We start from the raw sequence: 15,680 nt of genomic DNA, 5'->3' as shown, positions 1-15,680 counted from the left end.
CAGGCACAGCCCGCGTGACCCCCGACACCGCTTCTTCTTCCTTCCTGCCGCTGCTCGCGGACCGCAACCCCGACGCGCCCTTGGCTTGGCGCGCCGGCCAGCCGGTCAGCACGCGGCAGTTCCTGGCCGACGTCGCGCGCCTGGCGCCCGCACTGCCTGCCGAAGGTCCTGCCGTCAATCTGTGCCTCGACCGCTACGCCTTCGCCGTGAGCCTGGGCGCTGCGCTGGTGCGCGGCCACGCCAGCCTGCTGCCGCCCGATGCGCGGCCGGACACGCTGGCGCGCCTGACCGAAACCGGTGGCGCCCACCTGTTCGCGCTGACCGACGATGCCAAGCTCGAGACGCCCGGCATGCGACGCCTGCAGGTCGAGGCCGTGCCCGGCCCGGCCGGCGATGCGCCGGTGCCCGCCATCGACGGCGGCCGGCATGCGGCCAGCCTGCTCACGTCGGGCTCCACCGGCGTGCCGCAGCCGCATGCGAAAGCCTGGCGCACGCTGGTTGGCGATGTCGAAGTGGCCGTCGAGCGGCTGTGCCGCGTGCTGCAGCGGCCCACGCTCGAAGGGCTCACGCTGGTGGCGACCGTGCCGGTGCAGCACAGCTACGGCCTGGAGTCGTCGGTGCTGCTCGCGATGCTCGGTGGCGCCGCTTTTGAAACTGGGCGGCCGTTCTTTCCGGCCGACGTGGCGAAGGCGTTGGCCTCGGTGCCGCGTCCGCGCGCGCTGGTGACCACGCCGTTCCACCTGAAGACGCTGCTGCTGTCGGGCATCGAACTGCCACCGGTCGACCTGATCCTGTCGGCCACCGCGCCGCTGTCGCCGCAGCTGGCCGCGCAGGCCGAGCAGGCGCTGGGCGGCGTGCTGCTTGAAATCTACGGCAGCACCGAATCGGGCCAGGTGGCGACGCGCCGCACGACCGAGAGCGAAATCTGGGAAACCTTCGGCGAAATCCGCGTGCATGCGGAACCGGGGGAGGGCGATGGCCCCGAGCGCTTCATCTTCAGCGGCGATTTCATTCCCGAGCCGACGCCCATGGCCGACGTGCTCGAACTGCTGGACGCACGGCGCTTTCGCTTGTTCGGCCGCGCCAACGACCTGATCCACGTCGCCGGCCGGCGCAGTTCGCTCGCGCACCTGAACTACCACCTGAACAGCATCGCGGGTGTCGAGGACGGCGCCTTCTGGCTGCCCGACGAGGTGGCCGACGGCGTGGTGCGGCCGGTGGCGTTCGTGGTCGCGCCCACGCTGTCGGCGGCGGACATCATTGCTGCACTGCGGCAACGGCTGGAGCCGGTGTTCGTGCCGCGCCGCGTGGTACAGGTCAAGGCCTTCCCGCGCGAAGGCACGGGCAAGCTCACGGTGCGGGCGCTGCGCGAATTCGCGCTGGCCCAGCTGGCCGACGACCAGACGCCGGTGCAGATGGCGCACACGGTGCCGGTCGATCATCCGGTCTTTGCCGGCCATTTCCCCGGCCAGCCGCTGGTGCCCGGCGCATTGCTGCTGGCCGAGGTCATGGAAGTCGTGCGGCGCGTGCCGGCGCTGTCGGCACGGCTCGGCGCGAGCCCGACGCTCGCGGCCGCCAAGTTCCTGGCGCCCGTGCGACCCGGCAGCACGCTGTCCATCGAGCTGCATCCCGAGGCCGGCACCGGCCGCGGCGTGCGTTTCGACGTGCGCTGTGACGGCGTGGCGGCTGTCACCGGCCGCTGGACGGCTGTGCCAGAGTCGGCGGGATGAGGCACACCGACGCCGAAACGCGCGCCGTGGACGAAGCGGCGCGCCAGACCGCCCGCCCGGCGGCCCAGCAGGGCGACTGGGCGCGCGCGCCCGAGCGCAGCAACATGCTGGCGCTGCGCTTCATCTGCCTGATGGCGCTGGTGTGCGGACGGCACGTCACGCGGCTGCTGCTGCCGCCGATCAGCCTGTACTTCCTGCTGTTCGCGCCGGCGCCGCGCCGCTACATCAAGCGCTACCTGTTCCGGGCCATCGGCCCGCGCGCGGGCTGGGTCGACGGCTACCGGCTGCTGCACGCGTTTTCCTCCACCGTGCTCGACCGCGTGTACTTCCTGCGCGGACGCATGGACCTGTTCAAGCTGAAGATCGAAGGCAACGCCCCGATCGAGGCCGAGGCGGCCGAAGGGCGGGGCGCTTTCCTGCTCGGCGCCCACATCGGCAGCTTCGAGGTGCTCGGCGCCTGCAAGCAGCAAAAGCACCAGAACCGCATGCGGCTGGCGATGCTGATGTACCCGGACAACGCGCAGCGCATCACCGCGATCCTGAACGCCATCGCGCTGCCCGAGATGCGGCCCCACGTGATTGCGCTGGGCCGGCCGCATTCGATGCTCGCGCTGCGCGACTGGCTCGACGGCGGCGGCCTCGGCGGCATGCTGGCCGACCGCACGCTGCCGGGCAGCGAGGAGCAGCCGGCGAACCAGCGCGGCAACAACATCGTGCTGCCTTTCCTGGGCCAGCCGGCCGTCTTCAACGACGGCCCGTTCCGGCTGGCGGCGCTGCTGCGCCGCAAGGTGTTCTTCATGGCCGGCATGTACGGCGGCGGTGCCCGCTACGATGTCCGGTTCGACCCGCTGGCCGACTTCGGCACGCCGTTCGCCGATGCCGCGGAGCGTGAACGCCGCATCCGAAGTGCGGTCGAAGCCTATGTGGCCCGCCTCGAGGCGCTGTGCCGCGCCTACCCGTACAACTGGTTCAACTTTCATGATTTCTGGCTCGAAGATGCGGCTTGATCGGCTTTGCAGGGTGGTGGTGCTGGCGGTGGCTTTTTGTGCCGCGCCGGCCTGGGCGGCGTTCGACCTGCCCGAACTGATGGGCCTGCTGGCCCGGCAGAAGAGCGGCGAGGCGCGCTTCACCGAGCAGCGCTTCGTGCACGGCCTCGAAGGCCCGCTCGACGCGAGCGGCACGCTGAGCTTCGAGGCGCCCGACAAGCTGGTGCGCCGCACGCTGTCGCCGCGCATCGAGACCATGTCCGTCGACGGCAACACGCTGACCCTGTCGCGCGGCAACCGCAACCGCACGCTGGCGCTGGACAGCATGCCCGAGCTGCTGGGCCTGGTCGAAGCCATGCGCGGCACGCTGAGCGGCGATGGCGCCACGCTGCAGCGCTACTTCAAGAGCACCGTGACCGGCGCCGCCGGCAAGTGGACGCTCGACCTCACGCCCAACGACAGCCGGCTGGCCGCGCAGGTGCGCAGCATGCGCATCACCGGCCGCAACAGCGAGGTGCTGGGGCTGGAGATGGAGTTCGTGGGCGGTGACCGCTCGGTCATGCACATCTCGCCCAACGCGCCGCCGTCGGCGGTGCCGGCCGGCGCCCCCGGGCGCGCGACGCCGTGAGCCTGGCGCAGGCGGGCGGCCCGCCGGGGTGGTCGCGTCGCATCGTCGTCCTGCTGGCGTGGTTGCTGGTCGTGGCCCTCGGCGCGGTCGTCATCGCGCGCACCCAGATCGGCGCCGACCTGTCGGCCTTTCTTCCCAAGAGCCCGGACCTGCGCCAGCGCGTGCTGATCGAGCAGCTGCAAAGCGGCGTCGCCTCGCGCACGCTGATGCTGGGTTTCGAGGGCGGCAGCGTCGCGCAGCGCGCTGAGGTCTCGCGTGCCGTCGGCAAGGCGATGCGCGACAGCAAGCTCTTCGACCTGGTGCAGAACGGCGACGTGAGCGACTGGAGCGAGGCCGGCACCTGGGTGTTCCAGCACCGCTACCAGCTGTCGTCCGGCGTGATGCCGGGGCAGTTCACGGCCGAAGGGTTGCGCGAGGCCATCGTCGACACGCTGTCGATGCTCGGCACGCCGGCCGGCAACGCGATCAAGCCCTTGCTCGACAGCGATCCGACGGGCGAGACCCAGCGCATCGCGATGGAGCTGGTGCCGGCCAGCGCGCCGCGCAGCGAGGCCGGTGTCTGGGTGTCGCGCGAGGCGCCGCGTGCGCTCATGATCGCCACCACGCGCGCGGCCGGCGGCGACCTCGATGCGCAGGCCGTCGCCATTGCCCGCGTGCAGGCAGCCTACGAAGCCGCCGCGCGCGGCATGGGCGAGGCCGCGCCGAAGCTGCTGCTGAGCGGCCCCCCCGTGTTCTCGGTGATGAGCCGCGAAAAGATCAAGACCGAAGCCATTCACCTCGCGGTGGTGGGCGGCATCGTGATGAGCGTGCTGCTGCTGCTGGCTTTTGCCTCGCCGCGCGCGCTGGTCATCGCCTTCCTGCCGGTGGCCACGGGCGTGGTGGTCGGCACGGCGTCGGTCAGCCTCGTGTTCGGCTCGGTGCACGGGCTCACGCTGGGCTTCGGCAGCACGTTGATCGGCGAGACGGTCGACTACGCCATCTACTACCTGATTCAGGCACGCGGCGCCGCCGTGGCCGGCACCGGCTGGCAGCGCTGGCGCGAGGTGCATTGGCCCACGGTGCGGCTGGGCCTGCTGACCTCCGTGTGCGGCTTTGCGGCGCTGGTGTTCTCGGGCTTCCCGGGGCTGGCGCAATTGGGCGTGTTCTCGATCGCCGGACTGGTGTCGGCCGCATTGGCCACGCGCTACGTGCTGCCCGTGCTGGCACCCGATGGCGCGACCGGCATGGGCATGCGTCGGCACATGGCGCGCCTGGCCGGCCTGCTGGTGCGCGGCCTGCCGCGCCTGCGCTGGCCGCTGGCGGCGCTCGGCGTGGCTGCGCTGGCGCTGGTGCTGTGGCAGGGCGGCCACCTGTGGCGCGCCGACCTGAGCGCCATGAGCCCCGTTCCGCGCTCGGCCCAGCAGCTCGACGAGATGCTGCGCAAGGACATCGGCGCCAGCGACGGCGGCGTGCTCGTGGTGGCCTTCGGCGACGACGAACAGGCCGCACTGCGCCACACCGAGGCCGCGGCCGCGCGCCTCGATGCATTGGTCGACAAGGGCGAGCTCAGCGGCTACGAAGCCGTGACCCGCGTGCTGCCCAGCGTGGCCGCGCAAACGGCGCGCCAGGCCAGCCTGCCCGACGCCGACACGCTGCGCGCCAACCTGGCCGAGGCGACCAAGGGCCTGCCGCTGCCGGCATCGCGCCTCGGCCCCTTCGTGGCCGACGTGGAGGCCGCGCGCAAGCAGGCGCCCGTGCAGCGCGCCGACCTCATGGGCGGGCCGCTGGGCTCCGTGGTCAACACGCTGATGTACGAGCGACCGGGCGGTGGCTGGTCCACGCTGGTCGTGCTGCATCCCGGCCCCGGCTTCGAACAGGCGCGCCTCGAGGAGGCGCTGGCCGGGCTGCCCGAGGTGCAGGTGGTGGACGTCGGGCGCGAACTCGGCGGCCTCTACCAGCGCTACCTGCACGAGGCCTTCGTGCAGGTGCTGCTGGGCGCGCTGGCGGTGGTGGTGTTGCTGGGCGTGTACCTGCGCTCGTGGCGCCGGCTGCTGGCCGTGTGCCAGCCGCTGCTGTTCGCGGTGGTGCTCACGCTGGGCGGCATGGCGCTGGCGCAGGCGGCGCTCGGCATCCTGCACCTCGTGGGGCTGCTGCTGATCGTCGCCGTGGGATCGAACTACGCGCTCTTCTTCGACCAGCTGCGAACGACTGGGCGCGCCGACGAAGACACGCTGGCTTCGCTGATGCTGGCCAACCTCACGACGGTGGTGTCGTTCGGGCTGATCGCGATCTCGGACATTCCGGCGCTGTCGTCCATCGGCCGCGTGGTCGCGCCGGGCGCCTTGCTGGCGCTGCTGCTGTCGGCCGCGTTCGCGCGCAACGTGGCGCCCGGGAAGAGCCCGAGCCCGCAGCGACCGCGCTGATGGGAAAATCCGGACCCACCATGTCGTCGCCTTCCGCCCCTTCCACTGGTTCAGCCGCCTCCGAATCCTGGCCCTGGCCGCCGGCCATGCGCGCCAGCGCGGCCGTGCATGTGGCCGCATTGGGCGCGGGCGTGCTGGTGCCGGGCGCCTGGCCCTGGGCGCTCGGCGCGGTGGTGCTGAACCATGCGCTGATCACTGGTGCAGGCCTCACGCCGCGCAGCAACCTGCTCGGCCCGAACGTCACGCGCCTGCCCGAGGCGGCCGCTGCGCGTCGCGAGGTGGCGATCACCATCGACGACGGGCCCGAGCCCGAGGTCACGCCCCGCGTGCTCGACCTGCTGGATGCGCACGGCCAGCGCGCCACCTTCTTCTGCATCGCCGAGCGCGTGCTGGCGCACCCGGCGCTGGCGCGCGAGATCGTCGCGCGCGGCCACAGCATCCAGAACCACACGGCGCAGCACCGTCACAACTTCTCCTTCCTCGGCCCGCGCGGCTTCGCAGCGGAGATCGCGCGCGCGCAGGACATCCTGACCGACGTGACCGGTCAGCGCCCGACCTGTTTCCGGGCGCCCGCCGGCCTGCGCAACCCTTTCCTCGAACCCGTGCTGCACCGCCTCGGCCTCTCGCTCGTGAGCTGGACGCGGCGCGGTTTCGACACCCGCGAAGGCGACGCCGCCAAGGTGATGGCGCGCCTCGCCCGCCACCTGCAGGCACGCGACATCCTGCTGCTGCACGACGGCAATGCCGCGCGCACCGCGGCGGGGCAAGCCGTCTTGCTGGAAGTCCTGCCCTTGTTGCTCCAACGCCTGCGCACCGATGGATTGCGCGCCGTGACCCTGCCTGAAGGATTGAAGACCGCATGAGCGCCGTGATGCCATCGACGATGACCACCGACCAAGCCTGGCGCGAGCTGCACGAAGCCGCGACCGTCCCCTACAAGAAGGGCGGCACCTTCGCCTGGCAGTTCGCGCGCGGCAAGCTCGGGCGCGACCCGGTGTTCCGCGGCCTGCTCGAACGCGGCCTGATCGACGCGCAGCACCGGCGCGTGGTCGACATCGGCTGCGGGCAGGGCCTTTTCGTGAGCCTGCTGGCGTCGATGAGCACGATGCAGCAACAGGGACGCTGGCCGGCCTCATGGGCCGCCACGCCGGCCGTCGCGGACTACACGGGCATCGAGCTGATGCCGAAAGACGTGGCGCGCGCCGAGGCATCGGTCGGCCACCTGAAGCCGACGCCGCGGCTGGTGTGCGCCGACATGTGCTCGGCCGCCTTGCCCGACTGCGACCTGGTCGTGATCCTCGACGTGCTGCACTACGTGGACCTCGCCGCGCAAGAGGGTGTTTTGACCCGCGTGCGCGACGCGCTGCGCCGTGGCGGCAACCCGAAGGCGCGCCTGCTGCTGCGCGTGGGCGACGCGTCGAGCACGCGCGGTTTCGCGATCAGCCAGTGGGTCGATCGCACCGTGACGCGCATCCGCGGCCACAAGGTCTCGCCGACCTGGGGCCGCCCGCTGACCGAGTGGATCGCCGTGCTGCAGCGCCTGGGTTTCCGCGTGCAAAGCATGCCGATGAGCGAAGGCACACCGTTCGCCAACGTGCTGCTGGTGGCCGACCTGGAGACTGTCGCTTGACGGCACCGCAGACGCTCGACCGCGCGGGCATTGCCGCGCGCATTCCGCACAGCGGCAGCATGTGCCTGCTGGAGCGCCTCGAAGGCTGGGACGCCGAATCGATCCACTGCAGTACCACGACGCACAGCCAGGCGGGCAACCCGCTGCGCACCGAGAGCGGCCTGCTCGCGCCGAACGCCATCGAGTACGCGGCGCAGGCCATGGCGCTGCACGGCGGCCTGCTGGCCGCCGAGGGCAGCACGCCGTCGGCCGGCTTCCTGGCCAGCGCGCGCAACGTGAAGTTGGCGGCGGCGCGGCTGGACGACATCGCCGGGGCGTTGCAGGTGCGGGCGAAGCGCCTGTCCGGCGACGACCGGCAGGTCTTGTATGAATTCACGGTGGCGGCCGACGACGGCCGCCTGCTGGCCGAGGGCCGGGCCGTGGTGGTCTTGAACACGCCGCTGGCGGACATGGGAAGCACACCGTCATGAGTTTCGAAGGAAAACGCACACTGATCACCGGCGCCAGCGGCGCGCTCGGCGCGGCCATGGCGGAGCGTTTTGCGCGCGACGGCGCCACCGTGCTGCTGCATGCGAACTCGCGGCCCGAGGCCATCGAGCAACTGGCCGCGTCGATCACCGCCGCCGGCGGCAAGGCGGAATGCCATGTGTTCGACCTGCGCAGCGACGAGGCCTGCGCGGCCGGCTGCGCACGCATCCTCGAAGGCGGCGCGGTGCAGATCCTCGTCAACAACGCGGGCGTGCACGACGATGCTGTGCTGCCCGGCATGCGCGCGGAGCAATGGCACAAGGTGATCGACGTGTCGCTCAACGGCTTCTTCCGCGTGACCCAGCCGCTGCTGCTGCCGATGATGCGCACCCGCTGGGGGCGTGTGCTGAACATCTCGTCCGTCGCCGCCATCGCGGGGAACAAGGGGCAAGTGAACTACGCCGCGGCCAAGGGTGCGCTGAACAGCGCGACCAAGGCGCTGTCGCTCGAAGTGGCGTCGCGCGGCGTGACCGTGAACGCGATCGCGCCGGGGATCATCGCCTCGCCGATGGCCGATGCGGTGTTCGATCCCGCGCTCATCAACCAGATGGTGCCCGTGAAGCGCGCCGGAACGCCGCAGGAAGTGGCGGCGCTGGCGGCATTCCTGGCAAGCGATGAAGCCGCGTACATCACGGGTCAGGTGATCTCGATCAACGGCGGGATGATCTGAGGCCCGGCTGCTTCGTTCTTCCTCGCGAAGGGCAGAGCATCCACTTCACCCCGGAGCCCGACAGGCGGTGCGGTGTGGGCGGCCCCTCTGTGCCGCCGAGGAGCGCAGCGTTTCGCGGATCAGGGCTCGCAGCTGTTTGAGCGAAGCGAGTTCTGCGAGACCCCGCGAAACGCGAGCACCGCAGGGCAGCCGCGAAGCGGCCGGCACAGTGGGGCCGACCACGCCGTGCCGCCTGTCGGGCGCTCCCAAAAGGCCTAGAGAGGCAGCGTATCGAACGCAGCGTAAGCCGTAGCCAGCCAAGACTTCACGCGCTGCCGTTCCAGCAACCCAAGCGCATGCGGCCCTTCGCGGTCGTTCACCGCCTTCCAGAAGCTCGTGTTCTGCGCATCGATCTTGCGCATGCTGGCCTCATGCAAACGCGGCAAGGCAATCACGCGTGCGCCATTCGCATTGGCCTTCGACAGCGACTGCGACGCCAGCAGCATCCCGAAGTCGCTGCCGCGCCCGTAGTTCTGCACCACGATGTAATTGGGCCGGTTGCCGAAGGTGTCGATGAGCGTGCCGAGCAGGTCGGTGGAGTCCTTGCCGTCGTCCAGCACGTGCCAGAAGTTGACCGTGACGTCGATCTCCTCGAACACGTCGAACAGGTCGGATTCCTTGATCCAGCGCGACAGCGGCGCCAGCGTCTGCGCCGCGAGGTCGACGATCACGCTCTGCTTCGGGTTGGTCTCGAAGCCGTTCACCACCGTGTCCAGGCCTTCGAAGCTGTCGACCACCACGGGCGAGGCAAAGCCCTCGTAGAAGCGCGTGAAGGAGCTGTGCGAACGGTCGGTGTCGAAGCCGGTGAAGGGCCGGCTGCGATCGATGAAGTACTGGGCCAGCACGCGTGCCGTGACCGATTTGCCGACACCGCCTTTTTCGCCGCCGATGAAGTTGATGGAGCTCATGAGTGGTTGCTGCCTCGAATGGGTTGAGGGGTGGAGGAGGGCGGATTCATTCTAGGGGTCGCCTGTCGCACCGCTGTGGCTAGCGGCCCCGCTTGCTCATGCCCTGCAGCAAGGGATGTGCCTGCAGGCGATGCTGCAGCCGTTTCTTCCACGGAGCCGGCAGTGCCGAGGCGTCGATCATCGCGGGCCACTGGTCGCGCGCGAGGCGGGCCGTGTCGGCCACCACGCGTCGCATGCGCGGCTCGTGCACGCCGGCCGAGAAGCAGAAGGCGCGCACGTTGGCCGGCGTGAACATCGCGGTGCGACGCGCAGCGGTGGCGCTAACCGGGGCCGGCAGCAGCGGCAGCGCATGGCCTTCGACACCCTGCAATGCCGCGTAGGCCACGATATCGTAGGCAGGGGCCAAGCGCGGCGCGATGCCATCGGGGTACAGCACGCCGAAGTTCTTCAGGTGGGCATCGGGGTTGCCCAGCAGGTCGTTGACCACGAGCCGGCGCACCAGTTCGAGCACAGCGTCTTCGCCGAGAGACGGAAAGGCGCGCATCGCGAGCGCCATGTCGAGGTAGCTTCCGCTGTACTTGTGCATCGGGTCGACCGCCAGCACCTGCGCGAAGTCTTCGAAATGGATGCGGCGCGCGCCATCGCGGTCGAAACGCGTGACAGCCAGGAACTCGGGCTCGTCCGGCAGCGCATAGCTGTGCTCCGCCGCAATGGCCGACAGCGGTGCGAGTTCGGCGTGGCACACCTCGACGCCCGCCACGCCGGCCATCTGCAGCGAAAGCATCTCGAGTTGCGGCATGTGCGGCCGGCCGGCCACCGGCAGCTTGGCGATCACGCGCGTGCTGGCGCCGGCGCGCACGCGCGCCACGTAGCGCCCGCCCTGGCGGCGCAGGCCGAGCTTGGGCTGCACGCCCGAGACCGAGATGCCCTGCGGCATCGGCAGCTCGACCACCGACATCTCGAGCGCGTCCTGGTCCTGCGTGATGAGCCGCTGCAGCGTGCCGCGGTCCACCGACACCGGGCGCGCGGCCACGGCGCCGGGCAGGTCGCCGCCGCAGGCCGCCAGCAATTCGAAGTGATCGTTCTCGCGGCAACCGCGCAGCTGCGCGATGTGGCTGCGCAGCACGCCTTCGGGCAGCAGGTTCTGGAAGAAGCCGGGCAACTGGCCGCCCTGGGCGTTGAACAGCGGGTTCTTCACGTCGCTCCACAACGCGGCCTGGGCGGCCGGGTCGCTCGCGACCATCGACAGCGAAAGCACGCCGGGCAGCGGGTTGGCGATCAGCTCGGGCTCCGCCACGAAACGGCACAGATCGGCGTACTGGAACAGCTTGCCGAGGCGGTGCGCGCCGAGCGAAATCTCGAGGATCTTGACGTTCATGGCGGTGAGCGGCGGCCCCGCACGTAGGGCGGCGCGGCAGGCGCTTCGGCCAGCGCACGACCGACGCGCGTGGCGACCGGCCGGTAGCCGGGATCGACGGCCGTGCCTTCGCCGAAGCCCTTGGGCGCGAGCTGCAGTTCGAGCCCCAGCGCATCGACCAGCGCGAGCAGCGAGGACAGTTGCGGATTGCCCTTCAGGCTCAGGGCATTGCGCACCGAGCGCTCGGTGAGCCCCGAACGCAGGGCGATCTCGGCGTTCGTGAGGCCGGTGGCCCCGCGACGCGCCGTAAGGGCGGTGATGAGTTCCTGCTTGTCCACGGAAAGATATTACCGCAAATGCCTATTTCGGAAACATATTTCCGATGCGAAGAGCCTACTTGGGTATCAGTGTGAAGAGCGGCATGACCACGCCCATCACCCAGTTCTGCCCGAAATCGAGGGCCGCCCGGCGGTACTTCTCGTCGGCCTGCGCGGCCAGCAGGTCGAGCCGTGCCACCACCTTCGACAGCTCGCGGTCGGCCACGAGGTTGCGCCCGCGCTCGCTGATCTCGGTGGCCAGCAGCAGTGGCTGGCCGTCGGGGCCGGTCTTGGAGGAAATGAGCCAGAGCGAAATCTCGAAGTTGCGCGCCGTGCGGTAGCTGTTCTCGGCGTCGACCCCGTCGATCATGGTCTGGTCCCAGGTGTTGCCGTTGGCCTGCTTGAGCATCGAGGCCCACCCGACGACCAGCGCCGCCACGCGGTCGCCCTGGTAGGCCTGCGGGCCGGTCTCGAAGGCCAGGCGGATGGCGTCGATGCCGGTGGCGCCGCGCAATTCGGGCAGTGGCGTGCCCTGCAGGACCGCGTCCCAGGTGCGCTGCGTGGCTTCTTCCATGCTGGCGGCCGACTTGCGCCATTCGCGCGGGTTGCGCCGGTACAGAGTGGTCTGCACGCGGCGCACCGATTGCAGGTTGTCGCGCAGCGACAGGTTGGCGATGCGGTTGGTGGCCGATTGCAGCCATTCCTGGTTGCCGTAGGGCTCGGCGCGCTCGGTGGAACGGAAGGAGGAACAGCCCGTCAGCGCCAGCGGCGCGAGCAGGGCGGCCGCGGTGCCCGCCAACAGGCAGGTGCGTCGCGCCGCGAGGGGAGAAGCCAGGGAATCGCTCATGCCCTGACGTTATCATCCACGGCTGGGGCGGCGGCCCGCTTCAAGCTGCGGGCCCGTGCAATTTTCCTTACAAATCAATACCTTGGCGCTACGCCAAGGCAGGGCGACAAGTCGTGCGTCTTAACTCCATCAAGCTCTCGGGCTTCAAGTCGTTCGCCGAACCCACCAACTTCCTGCTGCCGGGCCAACTGGTCGGGGTGGTGGGTCCGAACGGCTGCGGCAAGTCGAACATCATGGATGCCGTGCGCTGGGTGCTCGGCGAGTCGCGTGCGTCGGAACTGCGCGGCGAGTCGATGCAGGACGTGATCTTCAACGGCACGACCACCCGCAAGCAGGCCAGCCGCTCGAGCGTCGAACTGGTGTTCGACAACGCCGACCACCGCGCCGGCGGCCAGTGGAACCAGTTCACCGAAATCGCCGTGCGCCGCGTGCTGACGCGCGATGGCACCAGCAGCTACTACATCAACAACCAGCCGGTGCGTCGCCGCGACGTGCAGGACGTGTTCCTGGGCACAGGCCTCGGCCCGCGCGCCTACGCCATCATCGGCCAGGGCACGATCAGCCGGATCATCGAATCCAAGCCCGAGGAACTGCGCCTGTTCCTCGAGGAAGCTGCGGGTGTCTCCAAGTACAAGGAGCGCCGCCGCGAAACCGAGAACCGTCTGGGCGATACGCGCGAGAACCTCACGCGCGTCGAAGACATCCTGCGCGAACTCAACGCCAACCTCGAGAAGCTCGAGAAGCAGGCCGAAGTGGCGGCGCGCTATAACGCGCTTCAGGGCGACGCCACGAAGAAGCAACATCAGCTGTGGTTCCTCAAGCGCGGAGAAAGCGATGCCGACCAGGCCAAGATCAAGGCCGATTCGGAAAAGGCCATCAACGACCTCGAATCGCGTACCGCCGACCTGCGCCGCATCGAGTCCGAACTCGAAACCGTGCGCCAGGCCCATTACGGCGCCGGCGACCTGGTGAACCAGGCGCAGGGCAAACTCTACGAGGCCAGCGCTGAAGTCGGTCGGCTTGAAGGCGAGATCCGCTTCGTGGTCGAAGGCCGCCAGCGCGTCGAACAACGCCTGGTGCAGCTGCGTGAGCAAATGGGCCAGTGGGGCCGTCGCCGCGAAGAGGCCGAGGCCGAGATCGAGACGCTGGCCGGTGCCGGCGTCGATGCCGAAGAGCAGGCCATCCTGCTGGCCGCACAGCTCGAGGAGCACGACGCACGCCTGCCTGACCTCGAAGAGGCCGTGCAGCGTGCGCAGAACGAAGCCAACACGCAGCGCGCCACGGTGTCGCAGGTGCAGCAGCAGATCCAGGTGCTGGCCGCCGACCAGCGCAACATCGAAGACCAGAGCCGCCAGCTCACGCTGCGCAGCGAACGCCTGCGCGCCGATCAGAACGCACTGGCCGCGCCCGACGAAGACCGGCTGACCGAGATGCAGGAGCAGCTGGCCGCGGCGCAGGAAATCGCCAGCGAATCCGACGCCCGCCTGCAGGAACTGCAGGAGGCCGTGCCGCAACTCGACGAAGACCGCCGCGCCAAGCAGCAGGCCGTCAACACCGAGGGCGCCCGTCATGCCGAGTTCTCGGCCCGCCTCGAAGCGCTGCGTGCGCTGCAGGAGAAGGTCAAGACCGACGGCAAGCTCGCCCCCTGGCTCGCCAAGCACGGCCTCGACGGCCTGCAGGGCCTGTGGAGCCGCATCCACATCGAACAGGGCTGGGAGAACGCGCTCGAGTCCGCACTGCGCGAGCGCCTGGGCGCGCTCGAAGTCAGCCGGCTCGACATGGTGCGTGCCTTCGGCAATGACGCACCGCCCGCCAAGCTGGCCTTCTACAGCCCGCCCGCCGCCGGCGTGCCGCAGGGCGCGGGCGCGCTGCCCAAGCTGTCGAGCCTGCTGCGCCTGAACGACGCCGGCCAGCAGGCGTTGCTGAACGACTGGCTGCACGGTTGCTTCACGGCCGAGACTTTCGAAGAGGCGCTGGCCCAGCGCGCCACGCTGCAGCCCGGCGAGGTGATCTACGTGCGCAGCGGCCATGCCGTGTCGTCGCACAGCGTGAACTTCTACGCGCCCGATTCCGAGCAGGCCGGCCTCCTGGCCCGCCAGCAGGAAATGGAAAACCTCGAGCGCCAGCTCAAGGCCCAGACGCTCATCAACGAAGAGGCGCGCACCGCGCTGGTCCGCGCCGAAGCGGCCTACGGCGACGCCGCGCAGCGCCTCGTCACGGCCCGCCGCGAAGCCGCCGAAACGCAGTCGCGCGCCCATGAGCTGCAGGTCGAAACGCTGCGCATGACGCAGCTCGCCGAACAGACCCGCGCGCGCAGCCAGCAGCTGGCCGCCGACCTCGGCGAGGTCGATGCCCAGCTCGAAGAATTGCAGGAAAAGCGCATCGCCGCTGAAGGCCGCTTCGAAGAACTCGACATGCAGCTGGCCGACAGCCAGGAGCGCCATGCGCAGCTCGACGAGCGCGTGATCGAAGCCGGCCGCGCGCTCACGGCCAGCCGCGAACAACACCGCAGCCTCGAGCGGCAGGCGCAGGAAGCCACCTTCTCGCAGCGCACGCTCGAAGCGCGCCGCGGCGAGCTGAACCGCAGCATCGAAACCGCCTCGCAGCAGACCGTCGCGCTGACCGACGAAGACGAGCGCGCCCGCGCCGAGCTGAGCCGCCTGTCGGATGCCGCCGCGCAAGCCGGCCTGCAGGACGCGCTGTCGCTCAAGCTGGAGCGCGAGACCGCCTTGGGCGCGGCCCGCAGCCAGTACGACGACCTCACGCTCAAACTGCGCGCCAGCGACGAGCGCCGGCTGCAGCTGGAGCGTGAACTCGATCCGCTGCGCCAGCGCATCACCGAGTTCCAGCTCAAGGAACAGGCCGCGCGCCTGGGCGTCGAGCAGTACCAGCAGCTGCTGGACGACGCCGGTGCCGACCTCGAGGCGGTCGCGCAATCGATCGAGACCGAGAAGGTGCGCCTGACCGGCCTGCAAAGCGAAATCGACCGCCTGAACCGCGAGGTGGTCGCGCTCGGCGCCGTCAACCTCGCCGCGCTCGACGAACTCGCCATTGCGAGCGAGCGCAAGATCTTCCTCGACGCCCAGTCGGCCGACCTGAACGAAGCCATCGGCACGCTCGAAGACGCCATCCGCAAGATCGACGCCGAAACGCGTGACCTGCTCGGCGGCACCTTCAAGATCGTCAACGAGCACTTCAGCCGCATGTTCCCGGAGTTGTTCGGCGGCGGCAACGCCAAGCTGATGATGACGGGCGACGAGATCCTCGATTCCGGCGTGCAGGTCATGGCCCAGCCGCCCGGCAAGAAGAACCAGACCATCCACCTGCTCTCGGGCGGCGAGAAGGCGCTCACGGCCATTGCGCTCGTGTTCGCCATCTTCCAGCTGAACCCGGCGCCTTTCTGCCTGCTGGACGAAGTGGACGCGCCGCTGGACGACGCCAACACCGAACGCTATGCCAAACTCGTCTCCGCCATGAGCCGTGAAACCCAGTTCCTTTTCATCAGCCACAACAAGATCGCCATGGAAATGGCCGAACAGCTGATCGGCGTGACCATGCAGGAGCAGGGCGTGTCGCGCATCGTTGCGGTCGACATGGAGTCGGCGGTCTCGATGGTCGAAGCGGCATAAGGCAGGCGC

13 protein-coding genes are annotated in these 15,680 nt (G+C 69.8%); 9 read left to right on the top strand and 4 right to left on the bottom strand.

Translation table 11 applies throughout. The annotated features are described in order from the left end of the window. Positions 1–14 precede the first annotated feature (14 nt). Genes AC07SQ_RS01740 through fabG form a run of 8 tightly spaced genes read left to right on the top strand, consistent with a single transcriptional unit; the run spans position 15 to position 8,574 of the window. Positions 15–1,730 carry an ApeI family dehydratase gene (locus AC07SQ_RS01740; protein WP_495270852.1) on the top strand — a complete coding sequence of 572 codons (1,716 nt, stop codon included), beginning with the start codon at positions 15–17 and terminating at the stop codon, positions 1,728–1,730. Beyond that, a complete protein-coding gene (locus AC07SQ_RS01735; RefSeq protein WP_495270851.1) occupies positions 1,727–2,737 on the top strand; it encodes a lysophospholipid acyltransferase family protein in 1,011 nt (336 codons plus the stop codon). Before AC07SQ_RS01740 ends, AC07SQ_RS01735 begins: the two co-directional genes overlap by 4 nt. Further along, positions 2,709–3,344 carry a LolA-related protein gene (locus AC07SQ_RS01730; protein ID WP_495265722.1) on the top strand — a complete coding sequence of 212 codons (636 nt, stop codon included), beginning with the start codon at positions 2,709–2,711 and terminating at the stop codon, positions 3,342–3,344. The genes AC07SQ_RS01735 and AC07SQ_RS01730 overlap by 29 nt, the downstream gene beginning before the upstream one ends. Continuing rightward, positions 3,341–5,746, top strand: coding sequence for an MMPL family transporter (locus AC07SQ_RS01725; RefSeq protein ID WP_495270850.1), 2,406 nt, complete (start codon positions 3,341–3,343; stop codon positions 5,744–5,746). The genes AC07SQ_RS01730 and AC07SQ_RS01725 overlap by 4 nt, the downstream gene beginning before the upstream one ends. Next, positions 5,746–6,609, top strand: coding sequence for a polysaccharide deacetylase family protein (locus tag AC07SQ_RS01720; protein WP_495312998.1), 864 nt, complete (start codon positions 5,746–5,748; stop codon positions 6,607–6,609). The genes AC07SQ_RS01725 and AC07SQ_RS01720 overlap by 1 nt, the downstream gene beginning before the upstream one ends. Continuing rightward, positions 6,606–7,376, top strand: coding sequence for a class I SAM-dependent methyltransferase (locus AC07SQ_RS01715; protein ID WP_495270848.1), 771 nt, complete (start codon positions 6,606–6,608; stop codon positions 7,374–7,376). The genes AC07SQ_RS01720 and AC07SQ_RS01715 overlap by 4 nt, the downstream gene beginning before the upstream one ends. Further along, positions 7,373–7,846 carry a hotdog family protein gene (locus tag AC07SQ_RS01710; protein ID WP_495270847.1) on the top strand — a complete coding sequence of 158 codons (474 nt, stop codon included), beginning with the start codon at positions 7,373–7,375 and terminating at the stop codon, positions 7,844–7,846. Before AC07SQ_RS01715 ends, AC07SQ_RS01710 begins: the two co-directional genes overlap by 4 nt. Further along, on the top strand, positions 7,843–8,574 hold the full coding sequence (gene fabG, locus AC07SQ_RS01705; protein WP_159271769.1) for a 3-oxoacyl-ACP reductase FabG: 732 nt from the start codon (positions 7,843–7,845) through the stop codon (positions 8,572–8,574). Before AC07SQ_RS01710 ends, fabG begins: the two co-directional genes overlap by 4 nt. A 254-nt stretch (positions 8,575–8,828) precedes the next feature. On the opposite strand, the gene AC07SQ_RS01700 is transcribed toward fabG, so the two are convergent. The 4 genes from AC07SQ_RS01700 to AC07SQ_RS01685 form a co-directional block, all read right to left on the bottom strand. Then, positions 8,829–9,521 carry a P-loop NTPase family protein gene (locus AC07SQ_RS01700; protein ID WP_062471226.1) on the bottom strand — a complete coding sequence of 231 codons (693 nt, stop codon included), beginning with the start codon at positions 9,519–9,521 and terminating at the stop codon, positions 8,829–8,831. Positions 9,522–9,600: 79 nt separating this feature from the next. Beyond that, the gene (locus tag AC07SQ_RS01695; protein ID WP_495271238.1) at positions 9,601–10,899 is read right to left on the bottom strand and encodes a type II toxin-antitoxin system HipA family toxin; all 1,299 of its coding nucleotides are present in this window, start codon (positions 10,897–10,899) and stop codon (positions 9,601–9,603) included. After that, the gene (locus AC07SQ_RS01690) at positions 10,896–11,216 is read right to left on the bottom strand and encodes a helix-turn-helix domain-containing protein (protein WP_070060699.1); all 321 of its coding nucleotides are present in this window, start codon (positions 11,214–11,216) and stop codon (positions 10,896–10,898) included. Before AC07SQ_RS01690 ends, AC07SQ_RS01695 begins: the two co-directional genes overlap by 4 nt. 55 nt (positions 11,217–11,271) lie before the next feature. After that, entirely contained in the window at positions 11,272–12,042 is a 771-nt protein-coding gene (locus tag AC07SQ_RS01685; RefSeq protein WP_369628924.1) for a hypothetical protein, read from the bottom strand. 113 nt (positions 12,043–12,155) lie between these two features. On the opposite strand from AC07SQ_RS01685, the gene smc reads away from it, so the two are divergent. Then, positions 12,156–15,671 (top strand): chromosome segregation protein SMC, encoded by a 3,516-nt coding sequence (smc, locus tag AC07SQ_RS01680; RefSeq protein WP_495271239.1) that lies wholly within the window; start codon positions 12,156–12,158, stop codon positions 15,669–15,671. Positions 15,672–15,680 lie beyond the last annotated feature (9 nt).

It is taken from the genome of Variovorax sp. GW821-FHT06D12, from assembly GCF_059419205.1.
The sequence above is the reverse complement of the archived record's forward strand: the minus strand, read 5'-3'. Positions and strand labels throughout refer to the sequence as shown.

Excerpts from the sequence above, each read along its gene's own strand:
- AC07SQ_RS01735 (WP_495270851.1), top strand. The coding sequence starts at position 1,727 with ATGAGGCACACCGACGCCGAAACGCGCGCCGTGGACGAAGCGGCGCGC.
- AC07SQ_RS01730 (WP_495265722.1), top strand. The coding sequence starts at position 2,709 with ATGATTTCTGGCTCGAAGATGCGGCTTGATCGGCTTTGCAGGGTGGTG.
- AC07SQ_RS01720 (WP_495312998.1), top strand. The coding sequence starts at position 5,746 with ATGGGAAAATCCGGACCCACCATGTCGTCGCCTTCCGCCCCTTCCACT.
- AC07SQ_RS01715 (WP_495270848.1), top strand. The coding sequence starts at position 6,606 with ATGAGCGCCGTGATGCCATCGACGATGACCACCGACCAAGCCTGGCGC.
- fabG (WP_159271769.1), top strand. The coding sequence starts at position 7,843 with ATGAGTTTCGAAGGAAAACGCACACTGATCACCGGCGCCAGCGGCGCG.
- AC07SQ_RS01700 (WP_062471226.1), bottom strand. The coding sequence starts at position 9,521 with ATGAGCTCCATCAACTTCATCGGCGGCGAAAAAGGCGGTGTCGGCAAA.
- AC07SQ_RS01695 (WP_495271238.1), bottom strand. The coding sequence starts at position 10,899 with ATGAACGTCAAGATCCTCGAGATTTCGCTCGGCGCGCACCGCCTCGGC.
- AC07SQ_RS01685 (WP_369628924.1), bottom strand. The coding sequence starts at position 12,042 with ATGAGCGATTCCCTGGCTTCTCCCCTCGCGGCGCGACGCACCTGCCTG.